Here is a 23,756-nt window from a genome sequence, read left to right as displayed (position 1 = left end):
AATAAAGCAATTCTTAGTTATTTTATTATGGAAAAGACTGGGGATAGCTGAAGAAAACATCTGGAAAGTTGTGGTTAAATTTTGCAGAAAGGTTTTCTATTACGAAATAAATTGATCTTTAAAAATAGAAAGTTGATAAAAGTTTTCCACAGTTATTCACAGACCTTTTCACAATTAACTCCCGGTTTACTAACACGAATTGTTATTATTCTTAACTTTGTAAGGAAATAGAATCTAAAAAAGCTTAATAAGAGTATTATGAAAAGAAAAATTGCTGTTGCAGCGGACCATGCAGGCTATGAATATAAGGAGATTGTTAAAAACTACCTTTCAGAACATTTTGAAGTTCAGGATTTTGGAACGTTTTCCACAAACAGTGTGGATTATCCGGACTTTGTGCACCCTGCCGCTACTTCTGTGGAAAACGGAGAAAATGAACTGGGAATTTTGTTCTGCGGAAGCGGAAACGGAGTTCAGATCACTGCCAACAAACATCAGAAAATAAGATGCGCCCTTTGCTGGATGCCGGAGATTGCAACGCTGGCAAGACAGCATAATGATGCCAACATGATTTCGATACCGGCGAGATTTATATCAAAGGAACTGGCCATTGAGATTGTAGATAAATTTCTTTCAACAGACTTTGAAGGTGGAAGACACCAGAACAGAGTTGACAAAATTGCATTTTGCTAACATATAATAAGGCTTGTAAATCGTTTTACAAGCCTTATTTATTTTTTATTCGTACATTTGCAGTGTCCAATAGAAATAATACTCTATTATTCTCTAAAGCCTTTTTTATATTGGAAATATATTTAACAGAAGGTTTTTCTCTTTTCTTCTCCAGAATTGTATTAAATTTATACAAAACTAAAGCTCCCGTTGTTAGCAAACTGAAAGATAATTTCTGATGATATACGGAAAGAATCTATGATGAAATTGAATAACCTTATATAAGGAATAAGGAAGATTTAGAAAAAGGTTTTATTTGAATTGAGATAAGGCCAAACATTTAAAAAAGAAAATTAACATGCCAAAAAAAAGAAAATATATAAGTCATAAAAATGATTTAAAACTGATGGAGATCGGAAGACTGATCCTCCGTTTTATGAATGCAAATTCATCCAAAATTTATAATTACAAACAAATCGCTGATGGTATAGATTACAAAAATCCAAGACAGAGGGAACTTGTTATCCAGGCACTGCATAAACTTCAGGCATCTGAAAAGATCAAAGAAGTGGAGCGCGGAAAATATATTGTTAACCTGAAAATAGCAGGAACACTAACCGGAATTATTGACTTTAACCAAAGCGGAAATGCCTACGTAAGTGTGGAAGGAATGGAAGACGATATCTTCATTCATGCCAAAAATGTGAAGGATGCACTGCAGGGAGATAAGGTTCTTATTATAACTTATCATTATAAAGGAAAGAAACTTGAGGGCTCAGTTCTGGAAGTTTTGGAACGTAACAGAACAGAATTTGTAGGGACATTTCAGAAGGTAGCTCACAAAGATTTCGGGTTTGTAGTTTGTGATAAAAAAACAATCAATACGGATATCTTTATTCCCAAGACCAAGTTCAATAATGCGGAAGATGGAGATAAGGTGATCGTAAAAATGACAGAGTGGAAACCAGGGGATAAAAATCCTGAAGGTGAAATTATCCAGGTACTGGGTGCTCCGGGTGAACATGAGACAGAAATCCACTCTATCCTTGCAGAATATGGTTTACCGTATGAATTTCCACAGGAAGTAGAAGCTGATGCAGATAAAATTGACAGAAGTATTACTGACGAAGAAGTTGCAAAACGCTGGGATATGCGTAAAATATGCACTTTTACAATTGACCCTAAAGATGCCAAGGATTTTGATGATGCCTTATCCATAAGAAAACTGGAAAACGGAAATTGGGAAATCGGGGTTCATATCGCAGATGTATCTCATTATGTGGTTCCGGGAACTATTCTTGATGATGAAGCCTATCAGAGAGCTACTTCGGTATATCTTGTTGACAGGGTTGTACCAATGCTTCCGGAAGTATTGAGCAACGATGTCTGTTCCCTGCGTCCAAACGAAGATAAATATACTTTTTCAGCAGTCTTTGAACTGAATGATCAGGCGGAAATCCAGAAACAGTGGTTTGGAAGAACAGTAATCCACTCAGACAGAAGATTTACCTATGAAGAGGCCCAGGAACGTATAGAAACCGGACAGGGAGATCTGGCGGAAGAGATCAATACTCTTGACAGGCTGGCAAAAATTATGCGTAATGAACGTATCAGAAAAGGAGCTATTACTTTTGACAGAAGTGAAGTAAGATTCAACCTGGATGAAAATAATGAGCCGGTTGGGGTTTATTTTAAAATAAGTAAAGATTCCAATCACCTGATCGAAGAATTCATGCTTTTAGCCAACAAAAAAGTATCGGAATTTGTATCTCTGACAAGGAAAGGTGAAATCACCAATAATACATTTATTTACAGGGTTCATGATGATCCGGACCCTGCAAAACTGGAATCACTGAGAGACTTTGTAGCTACTTTCGGATATAAAATGAATCTTGCCAATACCAAAAAAGTTGCTGAATCCCTGAATAAGCTTCTTCATGATGTAAAAGGTAAAGGTGAAGAAAACATGATCGAAACGCTGGCCATGAGAAGTATGAGTAAAGCGGTATATTCTACAGAACCTATCGGGCATTACGGATTAGGTTTTGAATATTACAGCCATTTTACCTCTCCTATCCGTCGTTATCCGGATTTATTGGCCCATCGTCTTCTTCAGCATTATCTGGATGGAGGAAAATCTCCAAACAAAGGTGAGCTTGAAGAAAAGGCAAAACACTGCAGTGCCATGGAAAGACTGGCAGCAGATGCGGAAAGGGATTCTATCAAATACATGCAGGTGAAATTCATGGAAAAACATTTAGGAGAAACTTTCAAAGGTGTGATTTCCGGAGTGGCAGAATTCGGATTCTGGGTAGAAATTCCGGAAAACGGAGCGGAAGGTCTGATCAAACTGAGAGATCTTGTTGATGATTCGTACATGTTTGACACCAAAACACATGCTGTATATGGAGTAAGACATGGTAATAAATACCAGTTGGGAGACGAAGTTCAGATCAAAGTGGTGAAAGCCAATCTGATTCAGAAACAGCTGGATTTCCAGATTGTGAAGTAAATAATGTCTCCAAAGACAGTAAATAAAAAGGCTGATGGTTCAATAACGATCAGCCTTTTGTTTTTTCATATTAAGAGCTTTTTAATATGCTCCCTCTCCTATTTCTTAAAATTTTTATATTAAACTCTGATTAAAATCCACTTGATATATCACAACTTTATTGAATAATTAAATCATAAAGTCTAACTTTGTATTAAACGAAATGAATTTTTTTTCATTTTAAAACACCACTTAATGCTAGAACTTGTACTATCTGCCATCATATTAGGATTTATGCTGAGCCTGGTTTTCATAGGACCTATTTTTTTCCTGTTAATCGAAACCAGCTTTTCCAGAGGCCCCAGACATGCCCTATCACTGGATCTTGGCGTTATCACAGCAGATTTGTTATGCATTGTAGCGGCGTACTATGCCAGTACAGATATTGTAACTTTAATAGATAAGCATCCCGGATTTTACAGAATTACTTCCATTCTTATTTTCATCTACGGGATTGTGATGCTGGTTACCAAAACCAAAATGCATATGCCTGGTGAAGAAAAGATCATTGGCCAGAATTATATCAAGACATTTTTCAATGGTTTCTTCTTTAATCTTCTCAACGTTGGTGTTATCCTTTTCTGGCTGGTAACGGTAATTTCCGTAAGGAATCAATACCCGGACACCAGCAGTTTTATTTTATACATCAGCATAGTGCTGGCCACTTACCTATCTATAGACCTTGCGAAGATATTTCTTGCCAAGCAGTTTCACGATAAATTGACACAAAAATTAGCCAACCAGATCAGACGGGTGGTTGGCTGTATTCTTATTATCTTCAGTTTCTTTATTTTCCTTCAGAGTTTCAAAAAATTCAACCAGTTTGACAGACAGCTGGAGGAAGCAGAAAAGAAAGAAGTAAAATATCAAAAAACAAAATGAAAAAAATGATCTTTCCAAAGTCTCTTAAAAAAGGAGACAAAATAGCTGTTATTTCCCCTGCAGGTGCCGTAGATGCCTCACAACTGGAAAAAGGGATTGAAATGATTAAAAGTAGAGGTTTTGAACCCGTTCCGGGGGAACATCTTTACACTAAATTTTCAAACGGATACAATTATGCCGGAACAGAAAAGGAAAGAATAAAAGATATCAATTGGGCTTTAAATGATAAAGAAATAAAAGCCGTATGGGCTTCCAGAGGAGGTTATGGATGCCAGCACCTGATTCAGCATCTGAAACTGAAAAACTTTACAGAAAGCCCGAAATGGTATATCGGATATTCCGATAATACTGTAATTCAAAGCTATCTTTTGAAAAAAGGCTTCGCTTCTATCCATGGCCAGACCATTAAAACATCCAGTTTTGGAGTTACGGATAAAAGTTATGATCTTATTTTCGATATCCTGAAAGGGAGAACGCCCAAATACAGCCTTGAATCTCATCAGTTTAATAAGGAAGGGAATATCAAGGGTGAGCTGGTTGGAGGCAATTTAGCCCTTATCTATGCCCTTCTGGGGACCAAATATTCTTTTGATTTTAAGGATAAAATCTTGTTTATTGAAGATATTGGTGAAAATTTCTATGCCCTTGACCGTATGATCATGAGCCTGGAGCTGGCAGGAGTTTTTAACAAAATTAAAGGACTCATTGTTGGGGGTATGACCAATATGGGAGATGAAAAAGAAAACAAAAGCTATGAAGAAAGCTTTGACGAGTTTGCTTACAAGCTGATTTCTGACAGAATTTCAAAATATAAATTCCCTGTGGTATTTGCCTTCCCGAATGGACATATCAAAGACAACCAGCCATTAATTATCGGAAGCGAGGTTAAGCTAAAGGTTGATAATAAAGTAAAAATTGATTTTTAAGTAGGTACCTCCCTCCTATCTCCAGACTCTTAAATACTGAATATGGCAAACCATAACGATTTTGGAAAAATGGCAGAGGATCTCGCTGTTGAGCATCTCAAGAAGTGTGGCTATAAAATCCTGGTCAGAAACTTCCGTTTTCAGAAAGCTGAAATTGATATTATTGCTGAAAAGGATAATCTGATTATCATCGTGGAAGTAAAAGCAAGATCTACTGATGCATTTATGCTCCCACAGGAAGCTGTAACCAAAACAAAGATAAGATCTATTGTTTCTGCTGCCAATCATTATCTGGAACAATTTAATAAAGATAACGAAGTAAGGTTTGATATTATTTCCGCTCTTCCTGACGACAACAAAAATTTAATAATTGAACATATTGAAGACGCCTTTGAGGCGTTTGATGCCAATTAGATATGTCTTATCTTTGAGTATAAATAATTAAAATTTACCATATGCCCTTTGTAAGAATTAGCCTGCCTGAAACGCTGAAACAAGAAGAGAAAGATCAGATTTCCATTTCTGTACATCAGGCTCTTATGAATGAATTTAATATCCCGGCCGATGATTATTTTCATGTTATAGAAGAATTGGAATCACACCAGGTTAAATTTCCTCAAAGCTATCTGGACATCCCTCATACAAAAGAAATCATCTTTATACAGATAACTGCAGGAAAAGGAAGGGATTTTGAAAAGAAAAAAAGGTTATATGCTTCTATTGCTGAAAAAATAGAAGCATCAACTACAATTACAAAAAATAATATCATTATTGTATTAACTGAGAATAACGGTCAGGAAGACTGGTCGTTTGGAAATGGTGGAATACAGGGGGCAAAGCATATCATTTAAGAGAAAAAAAATATGAAGACAATATTGATCACCGGAGCTACTTCCGGTATAGGAAAAGCTACTGCAGAACTTCTTGCAAAACAAGGAAACAGAATAATTATTTGCGGAAGAAGAAGTGAAGTGCTGGAATCTGTAAAGACTGAACTTTCCCAATTTACCGAAATATTTAGTTTAAAGTTTGATGTAAGAAATCTTGAAGAAGTGGAAACAGCCATCAATTCTCTTCCTGAGAACTGGAAAGATATTGATGTTCTGATCAATAATGCGGGGAATGCGCACGGATTAGATCCGCTGTCGGCTGGTAAAACGGATGACTGGGATTCTATGATAGACGGAAATGTTAAGGGATTGCTCTATGTATCCAAAATGGTCATTCCGATCATGAAAACTAAAAATTTAGGTCATATTGTAAATGTCAGTTCCGTAGCAGCAAGACAAACTTATGCGAATGGAGTAGTGTACTGTGCGACGAAAAAAGCAGTAGATGTTATTTCCGAAGGGATGAGGCTGGAGCTTACTGAATTTGGAATCAAGGTAACCAACATTCAGCCAGGCGCTGTAGAAACGGATTTTTCCCTGGTAAGATTCAAAGGAGACAGCGAGAAAGCTTCAACGGTGTATGCAGGCTATGAAGCATTGAAAGCGGAAGATATTGCAGACGCAATTGCTTACTGTGTGAATGCTCCGAAGCATGTTACCATTTCAGATATGACCATCTATCCAAGTGCCCAGGCAGAACCGAGAACAATTTATAGAAAATAGTCCAAAATAATGGAGTAAATTTGCAGAACATTAAAGCGGTTTGCCTTTTTGTAATTTTGCAGTTTAGCTTAAAAGAAAAAAATGAAAATTCTATATCTGGAAACATCATCTAAAAACTGTTCAGTAGCAGTCTCAGATAATGAGAAGCTGTTATGCCTTTGTGAAGAAGTTTCCGAAAACTATAAACAGTCTGAAAGTTTACACACTTATGTTGAATGGGCATTGGAAGGAGCAGGTATTTCTCTGAAAGAGATTGAAGCGGTTTCTTTAGGAAAGGGACCGGGCTCCTACACCGGCTTAAGAATCGGAGCTGCTTCGGCAAAAGGATTTTGTTACGGGCTTAGAGTTCCTCTGGTAGCTGTAAATTCTCTTGAAAGCATGATAGAGCCTTTTTTAGGCGATAACTATGAGCTCATAGTGCCTTTGATCGACGCGAGGAGAATGGAGGTTTATACAGCTGTTTATGACGGTAAGACAGGAAAAGAATTGTCAGCCACTGAAGCCAAAATTTTAGATGAAGCTTCTTTTGAAGAATTCAAAGATAAAAAAGTCCTGTTTGTAGGGGATGGGGCTAAAAAAGCAAAAGATATCCTGAATCTTCCGGATGCAGCTTTTAAAGAAGATGTTTATCCCTCTGCACAATATCTGATCAGGAAGACACTGGAAAAGATAAAGCATAAAGAATTTGAAGACATGGCGTACTTTGAGCCTTTTTATCTCAAAGATTTCCATGGAGTAAAGAAAAAGAAAAGCGAAGAATAAATCTTCGCTTTTTTATTTTATTGAGGTCTTGGCGGGATTTTCGACCCTGATTTTGTTTCGTTTGTTTTCTTAGGATTTTGCTGCCCGGGATTTTGTTGTGGAGCCGTATTATTCATATTCGGATTCTGATCGCTGTCCAGCTTCTGGATTTTCCCGTTATTCATTTGTGGAATACCTGTATTCTGGGCATTGGGCTGTACGGGAGCTCCTGAAGGCTGCTGAGGGATGGTATTTCCTTTATTATCCGTTGCCTGGAAGCTTAGATCACTTTTCAGGTAATTCAGCATTTCTTTCGCTCTTACACCTTCCGGGGTTTTGGAATAGTTCAGCGCAATCTGTTCAAGCTGCAGAATCATTACCTCCTTACCACTGGATTTTCCAGCATTGAAAGCATTCAAAAGATATAGTTTAGGAACCAGTGCATCCTTCGGGAACTTCTGGATGGTCTGATCGATCACCTCTTTACTTTCCGTAAACTTTTCCGATTCAAACAGGGCATATGCCTTTTTATATTCGTTTTCAACTTCCTCAGTTGATTTCACAAATGATTTGTTTTTAGGATTTCTTGCAAACTCAGCATATGAAGTATAAGGATAATCAGCTAACAGAATTTGTTTTGCTCTTTCAGAAGCCTGGGGATTTTTTTCATAATTCATGGCAAAAATCTCATACAATGCCTGTAGCATTACCTTTTCTTCCGGCTTCACATCTACAAGGTCATAAAGCGTTTTAGTCGCCAGGGGAGTGTTGGTAAAATAGTTCTGATACATAATACCAAGTCCCAAAGAAGCGGTATCCCTGTCCTTTTTTAACTGGGACAATTTGCCCTGATCGGTAGGAATCTGTTCAATATAATAAGCAGGTTCAAAACGTCTTGGATTAGGTGCTGAAGTAACTCCCAGAGCTTCATTTTTCATATCTTCAATAGAGGCCATCTTCTTGGAAGAACGCCAGTTGTCGGCAAGAGCACGGTCTCCCCAGATCTGCTTAAATGAAGAGGTTCCTTTGCTTACAGTTCCTGTATTGCTGAAGTAAAAACCTTTTGTAGTTACTCCAAAGTCTTCAAAAGAATTACCACTGTTGGCAAAAATAGAATTGGCGCTGTAATCTCCTGTATCAAAACCTTTACTTCTTTCAGCACGTCTTCTTTCCTGTTCTGCTTTTTCTTCTTTAATCTTTAATTTTGCAATATATTTTGTGAAATAATCAGTCTTCTGGGCATCATCCATCCTTGCCAGAGAAAGAATACTGTCATTCTTTTTGATCAGATAGTAGTTTTTGGAAATCTTTTTAATGTATTCGGATTGGTCTTTCAACAAGACTTTTGACGGTTCATAAGTCATTACGGCAAGTGCAGAATCGTAATAGCTTCCTGCCCCTATATAATCATTCTTATCAAGGTAGCTTTTTCCTATTTCATAATAAGTCAGCCCACGGATCTGAGGGTCAGAAACCTTCTCAAACAGTGATTTTCTGAAGAATTGCTTTGCTTCATCTTTTTTTCCGGCTTTATTAGCCATCAAACCTAAGGCATAGTAAAATTCATTCTTTCTGGAACCATAAGTTCCTTTTTTACTGATTCCCTCCAGGTAATTTTTTGCCCCGGCATAATCTCCTTTACCGTTAAAGGTTTTAGCAATTGCAATCTGGGATTTTACTTCGAATTCGAAATCATTGGCATATTTGTATGCCGCAGCATAGCTTTCTCTTGCCTTATCATTCTGGTTCAGTTCTTCATAAACCTGACCTCTCAGATAAGCGATTCTGCTTTTGACCTTTCTGTTGTTATTCAGTTCAAAAGCATTGTCAAGTTCCTTGGCTGCCTCTTCTTTTTTTCCTGCATCAAGCAGAGATTCAGCATAGTAAATACTCAGCAGCTTTGCGTAGCTTTTATTTATATCTTCTCCTTTCAGTTTGGCAAAAGTCTCATGTGCTCTGTGGTAATCTTTGATTTTATCATAAGCAAGCCCCTGATAAATTCTTGCCAGTGCAATTCTTTTATCATCTTTCATGTGTGTGAAGACATAATTGAGCGCATCCAGAGCTTCCAGGGATTTACCACGGTAAATTCTTGCCTGGGCAAGGATCATATAGGCATCAAAAATCTGCTTGTTTTTCTCTTCACCATTTCTGGTTACCGAATATTTATTAATAGCTTTTAAAGCTTTGGCTTCTGCAATTTCAAGGGTGGTAGCGCCTTTGCTCTCCTCACCGTCCGGTCTTGATGGCCCGCCTCCCGGAGGCCCGCCAGGAATATTCGGAACTCCCGAATTACCTCTTCCGGAGGGTCTGTTGGCTACTTCGGCCATCTTCATAGAATTTTCTGCAAAAGCTTCAGTCTGCCCAAGGTCACTCCCCAAAGGCTGTTCCTCGTATGTCAGAATAGGAATATAAGGAGCATAGAAATTGTCCTTGTGCCCTTTGTCCCTGGCCGTAAATTCACTGTTTAATGCATCTTTCGCATTAAACAGAGTATTGTAATATGTGGAAAATCCTTTCAATACCCTTGAACGCTGCTCCGGCTTTTTGGTTTTGGTAGCACAGGAAGCAACAAGGCATATGACTAAAAGGAATAATATATTCTTTTTCATTATTCAATATAACTCGCTAATCTGCTTTTTATTATCAGCAGTTTGATGATTTTGTAAAAATAATAAAATTTTATAATGAATAATATTTATATTTCCGCAGGAAATATTTTATTTCTTCTTTAACAGATATCCGGAATTCTAAAAATCTTTTAAATCAAAGCGGTTTTTTTCAAAATTTTGTAAACGAGGTGGGTAGGGAGTCCCATAATCGTATAAAAGCTTCCTGTAAGGCTTGTGATCTTTGCCATTCCCAGCCATTCCTGGATGCCATAGCTTCCTGCTTTATCGAAAGGCTTGTAATTTTGCACATAATAGTTAATTTCTTCATCCGTAAGCACATCCAGAGCTACATCGGCTACATCTGTTTCCGTAAAAGACTGATTGGCAGTTCTGATGGTAATTCCTGTATACACCTGATGCTTTCTTCCTGAAAGGCTCTGGAGCATTTTAAAGGCATCTGCTTCATCTTTAGGCTTGCCTAGAATCTGATTATCAATAGCTACCACTGTGTCAGCAGTCAGAAGCACTTCGTCCCCTTCCAGACTTCTGAAAGCATCCGCTTTTAAATCGGAAAGATACGCTGCGGCTTCTTCTATTTTAATGTGCTGAGGAAGTATTTCTTCACAATCTATTTTGACAACCTCAAATTCAAAACCAAGGCTGGAAAGAAGTTCCTTTCTTCTTGGGGATTGTGATGCTAAAAGTAATTTCATGCCGTTAATTATACAGATTGGGTATTATCATCATGCCAGTTACCCTGAACTTTCATCACCTGTTCTATCACGTCACGAACCGCTCCTGTTCCTCCTTTTTTAGGTGAAATATAATCAGAGATTCCTTTTACCTCGGGAACTGCATTTTCAGGGCACGCAGCAATAGCCGAACTTTCCATAATATGAATATCCGGAAGATCATCACCCATCGTCAGAATTTCTTCATTTTTAAGATTGTATTTTTTCTTAAAGTCTTCAAAATCATCTATTTTATTGTGAGATTTCGGATAGTAATCCTGAATTCCAAGGTAGTTGATTCTGTGTTTTACCATTTCATCATTTCCTCCCGTAATAACACCAATCAGATAATTGTTTTTTAATGCTTTCACCACAGCATAGCCGTCCAGGACATTCATTACCCTGCACATATTTCCTCCGGGAAGCAGATATACACTTCCGTCTGTGAAAACACCGTCAACATCAAATACAAATGCCTTAATATCTTTTAATTTCTCTTTATAGCTCATACATTTTCTGAATAGAATGATTCATTGTTTTATAAATGTCAAGGCTCTCGTCCTTTAATAACTGTTCATGCAGCTGTAAAATCCTGACATCATTTCTTACGGCAGGTCCGGTTTGTGCCTCTTTAGGCTCAATTGTATGAATTTTCTGAACTGTTTCATCAATCAATGGTAAGAAATAATCAAACGGAATTTCCTGAGAATCTGAAATTTCCTTGGCCCTTGAAAAAAGATGATTCACAAAATTGCATGCAAAAACAGCCGTCAGGTGAATATACTTTCTTTTTTCATGAGTACTTTCCATCACCCTTTCCGAAATTTTTGAAGCAAGATCCAACAATATTTTCTGGTCTTCATCATTTTCAGCCTCTACAAAAAACGGAATTTTTTCGTATTCCAGTTCTTTGGATTTTGAAAAGGTCTGTAAAGGATAGAAACTGGATTTCCGGTATTCGCCGGCAAGAATTTCTTTAGGAAGTGATCCTGAAGTATGCGCAACCAGAAAGTCTTTTCCGGGTATGATCTTCGAAACTTCTTCTACAGAATGATCACTTACACAGATGATATAAAGATCTGCCTTTTCCAGATGATCTGTGGAGTAGGGAATGTTTAATTCTTCGGAAATTTTACTTAATTCTTTTTCGTTCCTCCCAAATAACTGGGCCACAGGAATGCTTTTCAAAGTGAAAGCCTTTGCCAGATGATAGGCAACGTTTCCGGAACCGATAATTACAATTTGCATATAACAAATATAGGATTTTAAGCCGAGCCGGGAAAGGAAGTCAGCTTTGGAAATCATGTACTTCAATACAGGCACGTTTATTGCGTAAGTGTCTCATAATATTTTTAATATTTAAATTGAAAATTGAATAATTAATTTAACTTTCAGTTATTTTTGTAATCCAAAACAATGTAAGGCATCTTATGAAGATTAAGGACGCGGAAATTATTTCGTTGATGCAGAATCCACGGACCCAGGATAAAGGTGTCCGTGCCTTGATGGATGCCTATCAAAGCAGATTGTACTGGCACATAAGAAGAATTATTGTGGACGGAGATCTTGCACAGGATACTTTGCAGGAAACTTTTATTAAAGCTTATCAGAATTTTCATCAGTTCAAAAATGATAGCCAGCTGTATACCTGGTTGTACAGAATTGCTACCAACGAGGCGCTACAGCAGGTCAACAAAATGAAAAAGATGCAGAAAACTGACGAAGACCCGGATTATCACATGCAGAATCTCGTAGCTGATAATACAGATGATGATGCTGAAGAAATACAGATTTTACTGCAGAACGCTATACAGAGCCTGCCCGAGAAGCAGAAACTGGTATTTATGATGCGGTATTATGATGATTTGCCCTATGAAGAAATATCAAAGATTGTAGATATGTCGGTAGGGACTCTGAAAACGAATTATCATTATGCCAAACAGAAAATAGAAGATTATATTAAAGAAAATTACGAAAAATAATTTTTGATCCAACAAAGATGAAAGAGTTCGATATAGAAAAATTAGAACGTAAAAACATTTACACAGTCCCTGAAAATTTGTTTGAAAATATTCAGGAGAGCGTTATGAATGATATAAAGACAAGTAAAAAAGCACCTGTCTTTAAGCTGAACTGGATGTATGCAGCAGCGGCATCACTGGCTTTGATCTTTGGGGCAACTTATGTTTTCAATTCAGATAACGATTCCACGGAACAAATACTGAACTCTAAAACAACGTATGTGGCCAATAACGGAGAACCAAAAACAGAAAGTGAGTTGGCTTATGAAACTTTAAAATCTGATTTAACTTCTGTTGAAAATAATAATCAAACAGTTGAAAATCAAAAAAATAACAATGTGTACGCTTCAAAAAGCGTCCAGGAAACTGAAAAAACAACAGACACACCAAAACCGGTGAAAACTGTAAATAAAAAAGAAGAAACACGAATGAATGACTATCTGGATTCATTTTCTAATTCTGAAATTGCAGAGTTAGCAAGTAATTCAACTCAGGACGTTTATTTGGATATTTATAATTAAAAGAAGATGAAAAAGATATTATTGACGTTTTTGATTATTTACGGCTTTGGTTTAAATGCCCAAAGAACAGATTATGATTGGAAAAAGATGGATCCTAAACAAAGAAAGGAAGTCATCAATAACCTTTCTCCTGAAGAGAGAAAAGAACTTCTGAAGAAATTCAGAAACAATATGATCATGGATAATCTGAATGTTGATCCGGAGGATAAAGCCGAATTTACACAATTGTATAACGAATATCTGGATAGCCAGAAACAGATAAAAAGTCAGTTCAATTCAAACTTTGATCCGGAAACCTTAACGGATGAGGAAGCTAAGGCCAAATTACAGCAAAGCTTTGAAGTGGGACAAAAGCTGCTGGATAACAGAAAAAAATATGCAGACAAAATGCAGCAGGTGATACCCTGCCAGAAAGTTCTGAAGCTGTTTCAATCAGAAAAAATGATGAAGGATAAAATGGATGAAAGAAGACCTCATGGAAACAACAATAATGCTTCAGGACCAAAACAAAACCCATAATAGTTTATTTTTTTAATGTTGGACGGCTCTTACAGATATTTCTGTGAGAGCCGTTTAATTTTGCTTCAAATTCCTATTTTTGCTGTAGTAATAACATAAATTATGAGAAACCTTTTTTTCCTTTTACTTATGTCAGTTTTTGCATCAGCGCAGAAAATAGAAACCATTGATCTTTCAAAATCTATTAAGGATGGCAAAAATTCTATCAAGAGTCTTACGGTAATAGATCAAAGGGAAAATCAGGAAATTGGAATGGTTATGCACCATAAGGATGAGGTGAAAATTATTTTCGAGAACGGTGCCGGCAAAGACATACAGGATTGGTTTTATAAATACAATCCGGTAAGAGGAAATAATGATATGGTCATTCTGTTGGAGAAGTTAAATATTTCAGAAGACAAAAAAGAAAAGTACTCTATCGGAAAGCTTGAATTAAAGGCAAGTACATTTATTAAGAAAGAAGACGGATATCATTTTATTGACAGAAAAGATACTGTAGCAACAGTCTCATCACGAACAACTCCTTATCTGGCACAAAGTCTGGCAAGAAAAGTAACTTTAATTCTTACTGATCTTTTTAAAGAATCCTATAAAGCAACACCTTGGGAACTTAGTATTTCAGAAAACGAGCTTTCAGACTATGTTCCTATATTAAAAGAAAAACTTAGTATTCTGAAAGCAGATGAATTAAAAGAAGGAGTTTATAAAGACTATTACAGCTTTTTTACTCACAATCCTGAACCCGGATTTACTTTGCAGACTAATGATAAAGGAATCGTTACAAAGGCCGTAAAAGGAGAAGAAAAAACGGCAATAAGGCATTTTTATGGTTTTGTGTATAAAGGCATTGCATACAAAAATATCCCCGTGGGTTACACTGAGATTTTCAAAGATGATAAGGGTGTTTTTATTGAGGTAACAAAAGCAGAATTATTTCCTGAAACGGCAACAACGGGGGTTACAATTGGTGCTGCTGCAGGAGGTCTGATTGGTGGCGTTATTGGTGCAGTGATTGATGTCAGTTTATCAGGCAAAAGAAAGAATACTGTAGGACCCAAAGTTTATCTTGATCCTTTTACCGGAAATTATGTGTTACCGGAAGACTTTGGCAAAACAAAATAATATTTGAAAAGGGGGAAAGTTTTGCCTCTCTTCTTATTGTTATCTGTGTTTCAGTTAAAAGAAAGAATTAAGAATGAAAAATTCTCCTGCATTTTCTTATCTTTGCAAACTACAAGATTCTTAAATGAAAAACATACGAAATTTTTGCATAATCGCCCATATCGACCATGGTAAAAGTACCCTGGCAGACCGTCTGTTGGAGTACACGAATACCGTTACCCAAAGAGAACTACAGTCTCAGACGCTTGATGATATGGATTTGGAGAAAGAACGTGGGATTACGATTAAGTCGCACGCTATCCAGATGGATTATGAATATAAAGGAGAAAAATATATTTTAAACCTTATTGATACACCGGGACACGTTGACTTTTCTTATGAAGTTTCCCGTTCCATTGCTGCCTGTGAAGGAGCACTTCTGATTGTGGATGCTGCACAGAGTATTCAGGCGCAAACCATCAGTAACCTGTATCTGGCACTGGAAAATGATTTGACAATCATTCCGATTCTGAATAAAATTGACCTTCCGTCTGCCAATCCTGAGGAAGTAACCGATGAGATCATGAACCTGATCGGGTGCGACTATGAAGATGTACTGAGAGTTTCCGGAAAAACAGGAGAAGGTGTTCATAACCTTTTAGAGCAGATTGTTGAAAGAATTCCTGCACCGGAAGGAGATCCCGATGGTCCGCTTCAGGCTTTGATCTTCGACTCTGTTTATAACCCTTTCAGAGGTATTGAAGCGTATTTCAAAGTAGTAAACGGAAGCATTACTAAAAATGAAAAGATCAAATTCTTCGCTACAGGAAAAGAATATGGGGCTGATGAAGTAGGAACATTAAAACTGAAGCAGGTACCTAAGAAAACAATCCATTGCGGAGACGTGGGTTACCTGGTGTCCGGGATCAAAGATGCCCGTGAAGTAAAAGTAGGGGATACCATCACTTCTTTTGACAGACCTGCAGCTACTCCGATTGATGGATTTGAGGAAGTAAAGCCAATGGTATTTGCCGGTATTTATCCAATTGATTCTGAGGACTTTGAAGAGCTGAGGTTCTCTCTTGAGAAATTAAGACTGAATGATGCTTCCCTGGTTTTCGAACCGGAAAGTTCTGCCGCTCTTGGTTTCGGTTTCCGCTGCGGATTCCTGGGAATGCTTCACATGGAAATCGTACAGGAACGTCTTGACAGAGAGTTTAATATGAATGTGATCACTACGGTACCGAACGTATCTTATTTTGGATATTCCAAAAAAGAACCTGAAGTTCCGATTCTGATCAACAACCCTTCTGAAATGATGGATCCGTCTATTATGGACAGAGTGGAAGAACCGTTTATCAAGGCTTCTATCATTACCAAGTCTGATTTCGTAGGTCCGGTAATGACTTTATGTATTGAAAAAAGAGGAGAAATAGTTAATCAAAGCTATTTAACTTCTGAAAGAGTGGAATTGGTGTTCAATATGCCGCTTGCTGAGGTTGTTTTCGATTTCTATGACAGGTTAAAATCGATCTCTAAAGGATATGCTTCATTCGATTATCATCCAATTGGATTCAGAGCTTCCAAGCTTGTAAAAATGGATATCCTGATCAATGGTGATATGGTAGATGCACTTTCATCTTTGATTCATGACAGTAATGCGTATCACATTGGTAAAAAAATGTGTGAAAAGCTTCGTGAGCTGATCCCGAGACAACAGTTTGATATTGCTGTTCAGGCTGCTTTGGGTACGAAAGTAATTGCAAGAGAAACCATTAAAGCCTTAAGAAAAGACGTTACCGCAAAATGTTACGGTGGAGATATTTCCAGAAAGCGTAAGTTATTGGAAAAGCAGAAAGAAGGTAAGAAGAAAATGAAGCAGATTGGTAGGGTAGAAGTACCGCAATCAGCGTTCATGGCTGTATTAAAGCTGAATGATTAATTCATTATAAAATAAAAACCGCTTCTGATGAAGCGGTTTTTTGTTGATTATTTCTTACGGGTGTATTTTATTTCCATGGTTTTGTACTCTTTTCCTGTCTTGGAGTCCGGGCCGTACATTTCCAGCCTTTGGGTATTGTCATCTACAAAAGTGAAAACTTCCCTGAAATCACAATCTTTTCCGGGTCTTGAAGGATCTGTCATTTTTCCTTTGAATTCAACCGATTTTGTAGAAGGATTCCATTCTCCTTCACCATGCATAATGCCGGTTCCCATATTGTCGATCCAGGAACTGATAAATTTCTTTTTGGAATTGTCATAACCCACAATGCTCATTCCTTCAAAAGGCATTCCCATAAAATTTCCTTTGTGATTACTGATCTGATAGCGTCCGTCATACATCATTTTATTGGTAGTCTCAGATTTACTCATCATAGGCTTTCCTCCGTCTTCCATCCACATGGTGGTTTCTCCTGTCCATATTCCGTCGGATTTTGCCAGCATTTTATGCATTTCTCCCGGAGTAGAGTACTCCATCCATGCTTTCATGGCTGTCGCAGAATCTACTGGTTTCCATTCAGATTTTGCAGCTGTGGAATCGGCTTTATCAGTACTATTGGCTGCTGTTGTTTTTCCTTTCTCACAAGCCGTTAATAAAAAAGCTGCGACAAGAATAGATAATAAATTTTTCATAATGGTTTAGTTTTAAGATGGTTAGAATGATAACTTAAAGATAAGAACTTTTATTATACCTCTAATTATTTTTTACTATGCGCATAAATTGTAATTTTGTGTATTCGTAACGCAAATCAATTTTATGGAGTCTCCAAAAAAATTACAGGATATAAAAGTGGCTGTAGATGCCGTCATCTTCGGATATTTTGATAAAAAAGATCTTCAGATCCTTCTGATTAAAAGAAATATTGAACCTTTTAAAGGAGGATGGGCACTGCCCGGAGGGCTTGTTCTTGATGATGAAAGTGTGGATGACGCAGTAAAAAGAGAACTATATGAAGAGGCAGGTATAAGACCCGATTTTCTGGAACAACTGTATACATTTGGTGATCTGGGCCGGGATCCGAGAAACAGAGTTGTTTCTGTGGCTTATTTGGGACTTGTGAACCCATCTTATCATGAGCTTTTCGCAGACTCTGATGCTGAAGATGCACAATGGTTCAGCATTAATAAGCTTCCTTCATTGGCTTTCGACCATAAAACGATCATTGATACTGCCTTAAAAAGACTTCGTACAAAAATTCAGTATCAGCCGATCGGATTCAATCTTCTCAACGAAGAATTCCCTTTTTCAGATCTTGAAAACCTTTATAAAACCATTATAGGACAGGAAATCGACAGAAGAAACTTTCGTAAAAAAATTATGAGCTACGGGCTGCTTAATGAAACCAATAACGTTAAAAAAGAAGGCAGCGGAAGACCTGGAAAACTTTTTACTTTCAATAAGGAAAAGTATAAAGAGCTTGAAGAACAGGGGTTTTATTTTGAAATTAAATAGATTTTTAAACACAAATTTCACGAATGTTTTGCAAAAATATCCACTCATATTTATGACATTTTTGAAGCCACAGTATAAATATCAATTGAAAACATTCAACAGGAACGGGCTTTAGCCCGTTTTTTTATGATCAATTCGATCGGCTTTAGCCTAAACATCTTAAAGATGGTACCATTTGTGATACAAATTTATGTTTTATAAAATAAATTTTTATCTCTGTAAATCAATTGGTTACAATTATTAGCGTAAATTTAACACAAATAAATTTGGAAAGGGAAATGATATTGCTTTAAATTTGTGTAAAAATAACGCAATCATGAAATACAATTTGCAGAATATAAAAGAACGCTTTCAGAAAAAAGAAAAGATAAAATTACTCTTTTTCTGGGGCCACACGGCAAAAGATGCCGTTACCAAATCATGTTTCAGTCAGTGGTTTCCCGGAAATTTTGAAGAAAACGGGATCATTTATAAAACGGCAGAACATTATATGATGGCAGGAAAGGCCAGATTATTTAATGATCATGAAACCGAAGAGGGGATTTTAAAAGCAAATACCCCTAACCAGGCAAAAGCTTTAGGCAGAAAAGTAAAAAACTTTGATCCTAAACAGTGGGACAAACATAAATTTGAAATTGTAACGCAGGGAAATCTTTTGAAATTCTCTCAAAATCAGAAATTTAAAGACTTTCTTTTGTCAACCGGGGACAAAGTTTTGGTAGAAGCGAGTCCTTATGACAGAATCTGGGGAATCGGAATGCTGGAAACAGATCACAGAGCAGAAAATCCTTTACTATGGAACGGAGAAAACCTGTTAGGATTTGCTTTGATGGAAGTAAGGGATGAATTAAGAAGGTAAAAACATAACCAGGCACAAAATATTAATTATGGAAAAAATAGAATTACACCCACAGATATTTCTGATTGAAGATTTTCTGACCGAAGCAGAATGTGATCATTATATCAGTCTTTCACTGGAAAAAGTGTTTGAAGAAGCAAAAATCAATGTATTCGGCCGCCAGCAGATGAATAAAGGAATCAGAAATAATGACCGATTGATGATCTTTGATACAACAATTGCTGAGGAGCTTTTTAACAAGGCTGTAGAGTTTTTGCCTCAGGAACAGGATGGATACCAGGTCCTTAACTTTAATGAAATGCTCAGGATTTATAAATATGCGCCCGGACAGCAGTTTAAAATGCACAGGGATGGAAGTTATATCCGGAATGAAAATGAAAAAAGCTTTTACACCTTTATGATCTATCTGAATGATGATTTTGAAGGAGGAGAAACAGAATTTGAGAACTTATTTACTGTAGTTCCAAAGAAAGGATCAGCCCTTATTTTTTATCATCCCCTGAGACACGAAGGAAAGACTTTGATCAGCGGGCAGAAATATGTGTTGAGAACAGATGTAATGTACCTGAAAAAATGATCATGAAAAAAATATATGTTTTTGGAAATGGAAATATATCCTGGGATAATTTTCATCGGTTTTATATAGAACCTATAAAGGAATGTAATCTGTCAGAATGCGAATTTCTGATTGGAGATTTTACTGGAACAGATACCTTAATGATGGAATTTTTAAAAGATAAGACCTCTAATGTGACTATACTTTCATATAGGCGAGAAACCAAGATATTCTGTAAATACATTCAATTGCCAGGCGGAAAACTGGAAAACAATTGGAGGATTTCAAACGGATAAAGAAAGAGATCAATATGGCATGACAATGTGCACTCATTTTTTAGGTATTGATTTCAATTCTGATGAGAGAAGGAAAAGTGGAACCTTGAAGAACATTAAGGCATGCTTTGATTTAGGAAAAATAAAAATATAAAACTATGCCTTCTATTTTTTGCGTAATACAAACACAAATAAAAATATTTGATTATGGAAGATGAATTAAAACCCAGATTTATCGGATCATTACAAAGAAATAATGATCAGATCAGAGAAGACCGGGCAAGGATCATCGGAGCAGATTCCGAACTGATCTACAGACGCAGCGTCGAAGATATCGAACTTAAAATTAAAAGACTCGAGCGTGAACAGGAAGGGCTTATTGATATCAGTCCTTTGGACAGAAACAGTCTGACTTTTGTGGATTTCAATCCGGAAGCATTTGTTCAGAAAGACATGGAATTATCATTAACAATCAGAAATCTGAATATTCAGCTGGAAGTAACCCAGAGAAGATTTGAATATTTATTTGGAAAAACATTATAGTCATGGGAAGTACAAGATATGATTTAGAGGCTCGTTATGACAGAGCAAGAAAAGCAGGTTACGGAACAAAATCCGCGGGAGAAATTTTCACCCAGAATGCCAAAAGAATGGCTCATGAATCCATGAATCCTCACGGGATTTCTTTCAGGGAATCCAGAGACTCGGAAGTTCACCCTAACTCGGTTCCGATTATTTTGGGGCTGGATGTTACCGGAAGTATGGGACATATTCCTCATGAACTGATCAGAGATGGATTGCCTAAGCTGATGGGCGGAATTATCCAGGGAGGCGTTCCTGATCCGGCCTTATTGTTCCTTGGAATCGGAGATCATGAATGTGATGGCTATCCGCTTCAGGTTGGCCAGTTTGAATCGGGTGATGCAGAACTGGATATGTGGCTTACCCGTACTTATATTGAATCGGGTGGAGGAGGAAACGCCGGTGAAAGCTATCTTTTAGCTTGGTATTTTGCTGCATTTCATACGAAAACAGATGCCTTTGAAAAAAGAGGACAGAAAGGATTACTGTTTACTGTAGGTGATGAACCTTGTTTAAAAACACTTTCCGCATCTGCCATCAGGGAAATTATGGGAAAGGGACAGCAAACCTATACCCATTCTGAGCTGCTGGAAGAGGCAAAGAAAAAATATGAAGTATACCACATCAGTGTTTTGCATTCCGATCAGGCATTGAGAGCGGACAGGGACTGGAAAGAATTATTAGGACAAAACTGTGTATCTATAACAGATCACAGGGAAATTCCGAATGTTATTAAAAACATTATCTGTGATAAGTTTAAAAATCAAAGTTTCGGAACAATGGGAACAGGAGGTTTAGATCAGTTTCAAATGCTTTAAAAAACTGTCAATGTCATGAGCAAATAAGAATGACAGTGACAAAATATTAAAAAAATAAAAAGTCATGAAAAAGGCACAAATAGTAATAGGACTTGGTTTTGGTGATGAAGGAAAAGGAATTACCACAGATTTCCTGGCTTCTCAGAATCCGGAGGCTGTTGTAGTTCGGTTTTCAGGCGGTCAGCAGGCTGCTCATACTGTAATGATTGATCATAGAAAGCATGTGCATTCCAGTTTTGGGAGTGGATCTCTTCGCGGATTACCTTCTTACTTCACGGAGCATTGTACCATCCATCCGGTTTTTCTGCTCAATGAAAGAGAAGAATTAAAAGCAAAGAATGGAAATATTGAGGTCCATATTCATCCACTGGCGAAAGTTACGACTCCATTTGATGTCTGGCAGAACAGAAATAATGCGAGAAACCTGGAACACGGAACCTGTGGAAAAGGAATAGGAGCCACGATGAAAAGACACGAAAGCCCTTATAAACTATTTGCTGCAGACCTGATTGCGCCCAGAGAGATGCTGATGGAAAAGCTGAAAGGAATTGCCTATTATTATGGCTTTATAGATGAAAACGAAATTAGTGAACTTTTAGACCCTTTTTTAGAAGCTATTGACTGTATTGATTGGAGAATAAATGATTATACCTGGTTGGCTTCATTCAATCATCTTATTTTTGAAGGAAGCCAGGGTATTTTACTCGATATGGATCATGGCATTTTTCCCAATGTGACCTATGCGCATACCACTTCAAAGAATGCCTGTGAAATCTGCAGGCTTTTGAAAATTGAAGACATTGAAATGTATTATGTGACCAGAATTTATTCAACCCGCCATGGAAACGGCTGGATGAGCAATGAAAAAGAAATGAAACTGAGAAACAATGAAGAGGAAACCTGTACATTTAATGAGTATCAGAAGGAGCTGAGAACAGGAGAAATAGATTATAAACTTCTGGATTATGCCTTAAAACTGGATGGAGCTTATGTATTTCCGGTTAAAAAGAACCTTGTCATTACCTGTCTGGATCAGATTGATGAAGAATTTAAAGTGGAAAATCTCGATATAGAATTTGACGCTGTGTATGGATCTTATTCTCCGTATTCAAAAGATTTTAAACAGATTTTTTAATTTCAAAAAGGAACTCAGGAATAAGATAAAAAAAGCATTAGTTTTATATTGAATGATAGAATAGAAAATGATTAATGATTGAGAAATAATAACCATGAAAATAATACAATATATAAAAGGAGATGCTACCCGTCCCAATGCCGAAGGAAATATAATAATTGCTCATATCTGCAATGATATAGGAGGCTGGGGAAAGGGATTTGTCACTGCCATTTCCAAAAGATGGAAACAACCGGAAAAAGAATACAGAGAGTGGTTTAGAAACAATAAAAATTTTAATCTTGGAGAAATCCAGATCGTTCAGACAGAGAATGATATCTGGGTATGCAATATGATTGCTCAGCATAAAATTATCACTCATTCAGAAGTTCCACCTATCAGATATGATGCTGTAGAAGAGTGTTTATTAAAACTCGCGCATGAAGCTATCCTACAAAAAGCTTCGGTGCATATGCCGAGAATCGGATGTGGACTGGCAGGAGGAAAATGGGAAGAGATAGAACCTATTATTGAAAGAGCACTGCTTGAAAAGAATGTGGAGGTGTATGTATATGATTTTGAATAAATTAACAAGCAATGAAAGAATTTGAAATAAGAGCAGACTATAAAAATGATACTCTCATCGTTTACCAGGCTTATAATAAAGCCATTGCACAATCAGCTGTGGAGCATCAGAAATTTACTCCTCCGTTTTCGTTCAACAGGATGACCTGGATAAAGCCTTCTTTTCTCTGGATGATGGAACGCAGTAACTATGGACAGAAATCTAATCAGGAATGTACTCTGGCAATACATATTAAAAGAGAAGCCTGGGAAAAGGCTTTGGGCAAAGCGATTCTTACTTCACCAGAAAAAAGAGTCTATCCCGATCCTAGAAATTGGGAAAAAGATTTTGAAAATGCAGAGATTTATGTGCAGTGGGATCCTGAAAGGAATATTAAAGGGACAAAACTGAATTACCGCTCCATTCAGGTCGGGATCAGCCGGTCGCTGATTGAGGAATTCAATGAAGAATGGATTGTAAAAATAGAGAATTATACTCCTTTGGTTAAGAAAATCCTGAATCTTACCAAATCGGGAGAATTTGACAAAGCAAAGAAACTGCTGCCTGTAGAAAAAAACTATCCTCTGTCAGAAGAACTGGCTCACAGAATTGGAGCTTCAGTGTAATAAAAAAAGAAAACATC

General features: G+C 37.1%; 27 protein-coding genes. 22 read left to right on the top strand and 5 right to left on the bottom strand.

Annotation, left to right across the window (positions count from 1 at the left end):
• Positions 1–258 precede the first annotated feature (258 nt).
• From rpiB to tsaB, 8 genes are all read left to right on the top strand, one after another.
• On the top strand, positions 259–693 hold the full coding sequence (rpiB, locus tag ACR1PO_RS09235) for a ribose 5-phosphate isomerase B (RefSeq protein WP_002982040.1): 435 nt from the start codon (positions 259–261) through the stop codon (positions 691–693).
• Positions 694–1,030: 337 nt separating this feature from the next.
• A complete protein-coding gene (gene rnr / locus ACR1PO_RS09230) occupies positions 1,031–3,184 on the top strand; it encodes a ribonuclease R (RefSeq protein ID WP_433986579.1) in 2,154 nt (717 codons plus the stop codon).
• 234 nt (positions 3,185–3,418) lie between these two features.
• Positions 3,419–4,105 carry a LysE family translocator gene (locus tag ACR1PO_RS09225; protein WP_002982035.1) on the top strand — a complete coding sequence of 229 codons (687 nt, stop codon included), beginning with the start codon at positions 3,419–3,421 and terminating at the stop codon, positions 4,103–4,105.
• On the top strand, positions 4,102–5,031 hold the full coding sequence (locus tag ACR1PO_RS09220; RefSeq protein WP_433986578.1) for a S66 peptidase family protein: 930 nt from the start codon (positions 4,102–4,104) through the stop codon (positions 5,029–5,031). Before ACR1PO_RS09225 ends, ACR1PO_RS09220 begins: the two co-directional genes overlap by 4 nt.
• A gap of 42 nt (positions 5,032–5,073) precedes the next feature.
• On the top strand, positions 5,074–5,445 hold the full coding sequence (locus ACR1PO_RS09215) for a YraN family protein (protein WP_433986577.1): 372 nt from the start codon (positions 5,074–5,076) through the stop codon (positions 5,443–5,445).
• A gap of 41 nt (positions 5,446–5,486) precedes the next feature.
• Positions 5,487–5,882, top strand: a complete 396-nt coding sequence (locus ACR1PO_RS09210; RefSeq protein WP_433986576.1) for a tautomerase family protein — start codon at positions 5,487–5,489, stop codon at positions 5,880–5,882.
• A gap of 12 nt (positions 5,883–5,894) precedes the next feature.
• Complete coding sequence (locus tag ACR1PO_RS09205) at positions 5,895–6,644, top strand: SDR family NAD(P)-dependent oxidoreductase (RefSeq protein WP_433986575.1); 750 nt, start codon at positions 5,895–5,897, stop codon at positions 6,642–6,644.
• 81 nt (positions 6,645–6,725) lie between these two features.
• Positions 6,726–7,406 carry a tRNA (adenosine(37)-N6)-threonylcarbamoyltransferase complex dimerization subunit type 1 TsaB gene (gene tsaB, locus ACR1PO_RS09200; protein WP_433986574.1) on the top strand — a complete coding sequence of 227 codons (681 nt, stop codon included), beginning with the start codon at positions 6,726–6,728 and terminating at the stop codon, positions 7,404–7,406.
• 17 nt (positions 7,407–7,423) lie between these two features.
• On the opposite strand, the gene porW is transcribed toward tsaB, so the two are convergent.
• From porW to ACR1PO_RS09180, 4 genes are all read right to left on the bottom strand, one after another.
• Entirely contained in the window at positions 7,424–9,997 is a 2,574-nt protein-coding gene (gene porW, locus ACR1PO_RS09195) for a type IX secretion system periplasmic lipoprotein PorW/SprE (RefSeq protein ID WP_433986573.1), read from the bottom strand.
• Positions 9,998–10,146: 149 nt separating this feature from the next.
• The gene (locus ACR1PO_RS09190) at positions 10,147–10,710 is read right to left on the bottom strand and encodes a Maf family protein (protein ID WP_433986572.1); all 564 of its coding nucleotides are present in this window, start codon (positions 10,708–10,710) and stop codon (positions 10,147–10,149) included.
• Between the two features lie 8 nt (positions 10,711–10,718).
• Positions 10,719–11,237, bottom strand: a complete 519-nt coding sequence (locus ACR1PO_RS09185; RefSeq protein WP_034694018.1) for a KdsC family phosphatase — start codon at positions 11,235–11,237, stop codon at positions 10,719–10,721.
• Positions 11,227–11,976 carry a Rossmann-like and DUF2520 domain-containing protein gene (locus tag ACR1PO_RS09180; protein WP_332388777.1) on the bottom strand — a complete coding sequence of 250 codons (750 nt, stop codon included), beginning with the start codon at positions 11,974–11,976 and terminating at the stop codon, positions 11,227–11,229. The genes ACR1PO_RS09185 and ACR1PO_RS09180 overlap by 11 nt, the downstream gene beginning before the upstream one ends.
• A gap of 182 nt (positions 11,977–12,158) precedes the next feature.
• On the opposite strand from ACR1PO_RS09180, the gene ACR1PO_RS09175 reads away from it, so the two are divergent.
• The 5 genes from ACR1PO_RS09175 to lepA all read left to right on the top strand — a co-directional run bounded on the left by ACR1PO_RS09175 (position 12,159) and on the right by lepA (position 16,832).
• A complete protein-coding gene (locus ACR1PO_RS09175) occupies positions 12,159–12,710 on the top strand; it encodes an RNA polymerase sigma factor (RefSeq protein WP_002982020.1) in 552 nt (183 codons plus the stop codon).
• A gap of 17 nt (positions 12,711–12,727) precedes the next feature.
• Positions 12,728–13,270, top strand: coding sequence for a hypothetical protein (locus tag ACR1PO_RS09170; protein ID WP_433986571.1), 543 nt, complete (start codon positions 12,728–12,730; stop codon positions 13,268–13,270).
• 6 nt (positions 13,271–13,276) lie between these two features.
• Positions 13,277–13,789 carry a hypothetical protein gene (locus tag ACR1PO_RS09165; RefSeq protein WP_002982012.1) on the top strand — a complete coding sequence of 171 codons (513 nt, stop codon included), beginning with the start codon at positions 13,277–13,279 and terminating at the stop codon, positions 13,787–13,789.
• A 102-nt stretch (positions 13,790–13,891) separates the two neighbouring features.
• Positions 13,892–14,911: a hypothetical protein gene (locus tag ACR1PO_RS09160; RefSeq protein WP_433986570.1), complete on the top strand. Its 1,020-nt coding sequence runs from the start codon at positions 13,892–13,894 to the stop codon at positions 14,909–14,911.
• Positions 14,912–15,035: 124 nt separating this feature from the next.
• Positions 15,036–16,832 carry a translation elongation factor 4 gene (lepA, locus tag ACR1PO_RS09155; protein ID WP_433986569.1) on the top strand — a complete coding sequence of 599 codons (1,797 nt, stop codon included), beginning with the start codon at positions 15,036–15,038 and terminating at the stop codon, positions 16,830–16,832.
• Between the two features lie 47 nt (positions 16,833–16,879).
• Here the strand turns inward: lepA and ACR1PO_RS09150 are convergent, their stop codons facing one another.
• Complete coding sequence (locus ACR1PO_RS09150) at positions 16,880–17,524, bottom strand: DUF1579 domain-containing protein (RefSeq protein WP_433986568.1); 645 nt, start codon at positions 17,522–17,524, stop codon at positions 16,880–16,882.
• A 124-nt stretch (positions 17,525–17,648) separates the two neighbouring features.
• On the opposite strand from ACR1PO_RS09150, the gene ACR1PO_RS09145 reads away from it, so the two are divergent.
• The 9 genes from ACR1PO_RS09145 to ACR1PO_RS09105 all read left to right on the top strand — a co-directional run bounded on the left by ACR1PO_RS09145 (position 17,649) and on the right by ACR1PO_RS09105 (position 23,739).
• A complete protein-coding gene (locus ACR1PO_RS09145) occupies positions 17,649–18,344 on the top strand; it encodes an NUDIX hydrolase (protein WP_332388784.1) in 696 nt (231 codons plus the stop codon).
• Positions 18,345–18,660: 316 nt separating this feature from the next.
• On the top strand, positions 18,661–19,203 hold the full coding sequence (gene ybiA / locus ACR1PO_RS09140; RefSeq protein WP_433986567.1) for a riboflavin biosynthesis intermediates N-glycosidase: 543 nt from the start codon (positions 18,661–18,663) through the stop codon (positions 19,201–19,203).
• Positions 19,204–19,231: 28 nt separating this feature from the next.
• Positions 19,232–19,780, top strand: a complete 549-nt coding sequence (locus ACR1PO_RS09135) for a 2OG-Fe(II) oxygenase (RefSeq protein WP_433986566.1) — start codon at positions 19,232–19,234, stop codon at positions 19,778–19,780.
• A gap of 2 nt (positions 19,781–19,782) precedes the next feature.
• Positions 19,783–20,055, top strand: a complete 273-nt coding sequence (locus ACR1PO_RS09130; protein ID WP_433986565.1) for a hypothetical protein — start codon at positions 19,783–19,785, stop codon at positions 20,053–20,055.
• A 186-nt stretch (positions 20,056–20,241) separates the two neighbouring features.
• Positions 20,242–20,577: a hypothetical protein gene (locus ACR1PO_RS09125; RefSeq protein WP_332388789.1), complete on the top strand. Its 336-nt coding sequence runs from the start codon at positions 20,242–20,244 to the stop codon at positions 20,575–20,577.
• A gap of 2 nt (positions 20,578–20,579) precedes the next feature.
• On the top strand, positions 20,580–21,434 hold the full coding sequence (locus ACR1PO_RS09120; RefSeq protein WP_433986564.1) for a hypothetical protein: 855 nt from the start codon (positions 20,580–20,582) through the stop codon (positions 21,432–21,434).
• Between the two features lie 64 nt (positions 21,435–21,498).
• Positions 21,499–22,569 (top strand): adenylosuccinate synthetase, encoded by a 1,071-nt coding sequence (locus tag ACR1PO_RS09115; RefSeq protein ID WP_433986563.1) that lies wholly within the window; start codon positions 21,499–21,501, stop codon positions 22,567–22,569.
• A gap of 94 nt (positions 22,570–22,663) precedes the next feature.
• Positions 22,664–23,134, top strand: a complete 471-nt coding sequence (locus ACR1PO_RS09110) for a macro domain-containing protein (protein ID WP_433986562.1) — start codon at positions 22,664–22,666, stop codon at positions 23,132–23,134.
• A gap of 11 nt (positions 23,135–23,145) precedes the next feature.
• On the top strand, positions 23,146–23,739 hold the full coding sequence (locus tag ACR1PO_RS09105) for a DUF4291 domain-containing protein (protein WP_433986561.1): 594 nt from the start codon (positions 23,146–23,148) through the stop codon (positions 23,737–23,739).
• The last annotated feature ends 17 nt before the right edge of the window (positions 23,740–23,756 follow it).

The organism is Chryseobacterium amylolyticum, assembly GCF_051011775.1.
Classification (GTDB): Bacteria; Bacteroidota; Bacteroidia; order Flavobacteriales; family Weeksellaceae; genus Chryseobacterium.
Note: the sequence above shows the minus strand (reverse complement) of the source record. Positions and strands in the feature narration are given on the sequence as shown.

What these genes read in the sequence shown, in the direction of transcription:
- ACR1PO_RS09170 (WP_433986571.1), top strand. Translation starts at nt 12,728, where the DNA reads ATGAAAGAGTTCGATATAGAAAAATTAGAACGTAAAAACATTTACACA.
- ACR1PO_RS09135 (WP_433986566.1), top strand. Translation starts at nt 19,232, where the DNA reads ATGGAAAAAATAGAATTACACCCACAGATATTTCTGATTGAAGATTTT.
- ACR1PO_RS09105 (WP_433986561.1), top strand. Translation starts at nt 23,146, where the DNA reads ATGAAAGAATTTGAAATAAGAGCAGACTATAAAAATGATACTCTCATC.
- ACR1PO_RS09165 (WP_002982012.1), top strand. Translation starts at nt 13,277, where the DNA reads ATGAAAAAGATATTATTGACGTTTTTGATTATTTACGGCTTTGGTTTA.
- porW (WP_433986573.1), bottom strand. Translation starts at nt 9,997, where the DNA reads ATGAAAAAGAATATATTATTCCTTTTAGTCATATGCCTTGTTGCTTCC.
- ACR1PO_RS09210 (WP_433986576.1), top strand. Translation starts at nt 5,487, where the DNA reads ATGCCCTTTGTAAGAATTAGCCTGCCTGAAACGCTGAAACAAGAAGAG.
- ACR1PO_RS09120 (WP_433986564.1), top strand. Translation starts at nt 20,580, where the DNA reads ATGGGAAGTACAAGATATGATTTAGAGGCTCGTTATGACAGAGCAAGA.
- ACR1PO_RS09125 (WP_332388789.1), top strand. Translation starts at nt 20,242, where the DNA reads ATGGAAGATGAATTAAAACCCAGATTTATCGGATCATTACAAAGAAAT.
- ACR1PO_RS09180 (WP_332388777.1), bottom strand. Translation starts at nt 11,976, where the DNA reads ATGCAAATTGTAATTATCGGTTCCGGAAACGTTGCCTATCATCTGGCA.
- rnr (WP_433986579.1), top strand. Translation starts at nt 1,031, where the DNA reads ATGCCAAAAAAAAGAAAATATATAAGTCATAAAAATGATTTAAAACTG.
- rpiB (WP_002982040.1), top strand. Translation starts at nt 259, where the DNA reads ATGAAAAGAAAAATTGCTGTTGCAGCGGACCATGCAGGCTATGAATAT.
- ACR1PO_RS09160 (WP_433986570.1), top strand. Translation starts at nt 13,892, where the DNA reads ATGAGAAACCTTTTTTTCCTTTTACTTATGTCAGTTTTTGCATCAGCG.
- lepA (WP_433986569.1), top strand. Translation starts at nt 15,036, where the DNA reads ATGAAAAACATACGAAATTTTTGCATAATCGCCCATATCGACCATGGT.
- ACR1PO_RS09145 (WP_332388784.1), top strand. Translation starts at nt 17,649, where the DNA reads ATGGAGTCTCCAAAAAAATTACAGGATATAAAAGTGGCTGTAGATGCC.
- ACR1PO_RS09190 (WP_433986572.1), bottom strand. Translation starts at nt 10,710, where the DNA reads ATGAAATTACTTTTAGCATCACAATCCCCAAGAAGAAAGGAACTTCTT.
- ACR1PO_RS09110 (WP_433986562.1), top strand. Translation starts at nt 22,664, where the DNA reads ATGAAAATAATACAATATATAAAAGGAGATGCTACCCGTCCCAATGCC.
- ACR1PO_RS09205 (WP_433986575.1), top strand. Translation starts at nt 5,895, where the DNA reads ATGAAGACAATATTGATCACCGGAGCTACTTCCGGTATAGGAAAAGCT.
- ybiA (WP_433986567.1), top strand. Translation starts at nt 18,661, where the DNA reads ATGAAATACAATTTGCAGAATATAAAAGAACGCTTTCAGAAAAAAGAA.
- ACR1PO_RS09175 (WP_002982020.1), top strand. Translation starts at nt 12,159, where the DNA reads ATGAAGATTAAGGACGCGGAAATTATTTCGTTGATGCAGAATCCACGG.
- ACR1PO_RS09185 (WP_034694018.1), bottom strand. Translation starts at nt 11,237, where the DNA reads ATGAGCTATAAAGAGAAATTAAAAGATATTAAGGCATTTGTATTTGAT.
- ACR1PO_RS09115 (WP_433986563.1), top strand. Translation starts at nt 21,499, where the DNA reads ATGAAAAAGGCACAAATAGTAATAGGACTTGGTTTTGGTGATGAAGGA.
- ACR1PO_RS09215 (WP_433986577.1), top strand. Translation starts at nt 5,074, where the DNA reads ATGGCAAACCATAACGATTTTGGAAAAATGGCAGAGGATCTCGCTGTT.
- tsaB (WP_433986574.1), top strand. Translation starts at nt 6,726, where the DNA reads ATGAAAATTCTATATCTGGAAACATCATCTAAAAACTGTTCAGTAGCA.
- ACR1PO_RS09220 (WP_433986578.1), top strand. Translation starts at nt 4,102, where the DNA reads ATGAAAAAAATGATCTTTCCAAAGTCTCTTAAAAAAGGAGACAAAATA.
- ACR1PO_RS09225 (WP_002982035.1), top strand. Translation starts at nt 3,419, where the DNA reads ATGCTAGAACTTGTACTATCTGCCATCATATTAGGATTTATGCTGAGC.
- ACR1PO_RS09130 (WP_433986565.1), top strand. Translation starts at nt 19,783, where the DNA reads ATGAAAAAAATATATGTTTTTGGAAATGGAAATATATCCTGGGATAAT.
- ACR1PO_RS09150 (WP_433986568.1), bottom strand. Translation starts at nt 17,524, where the DNA reads ATGAAAAATTTATTATCTATTCTTGTCGCAGCTTTTTTATTAACGGCT.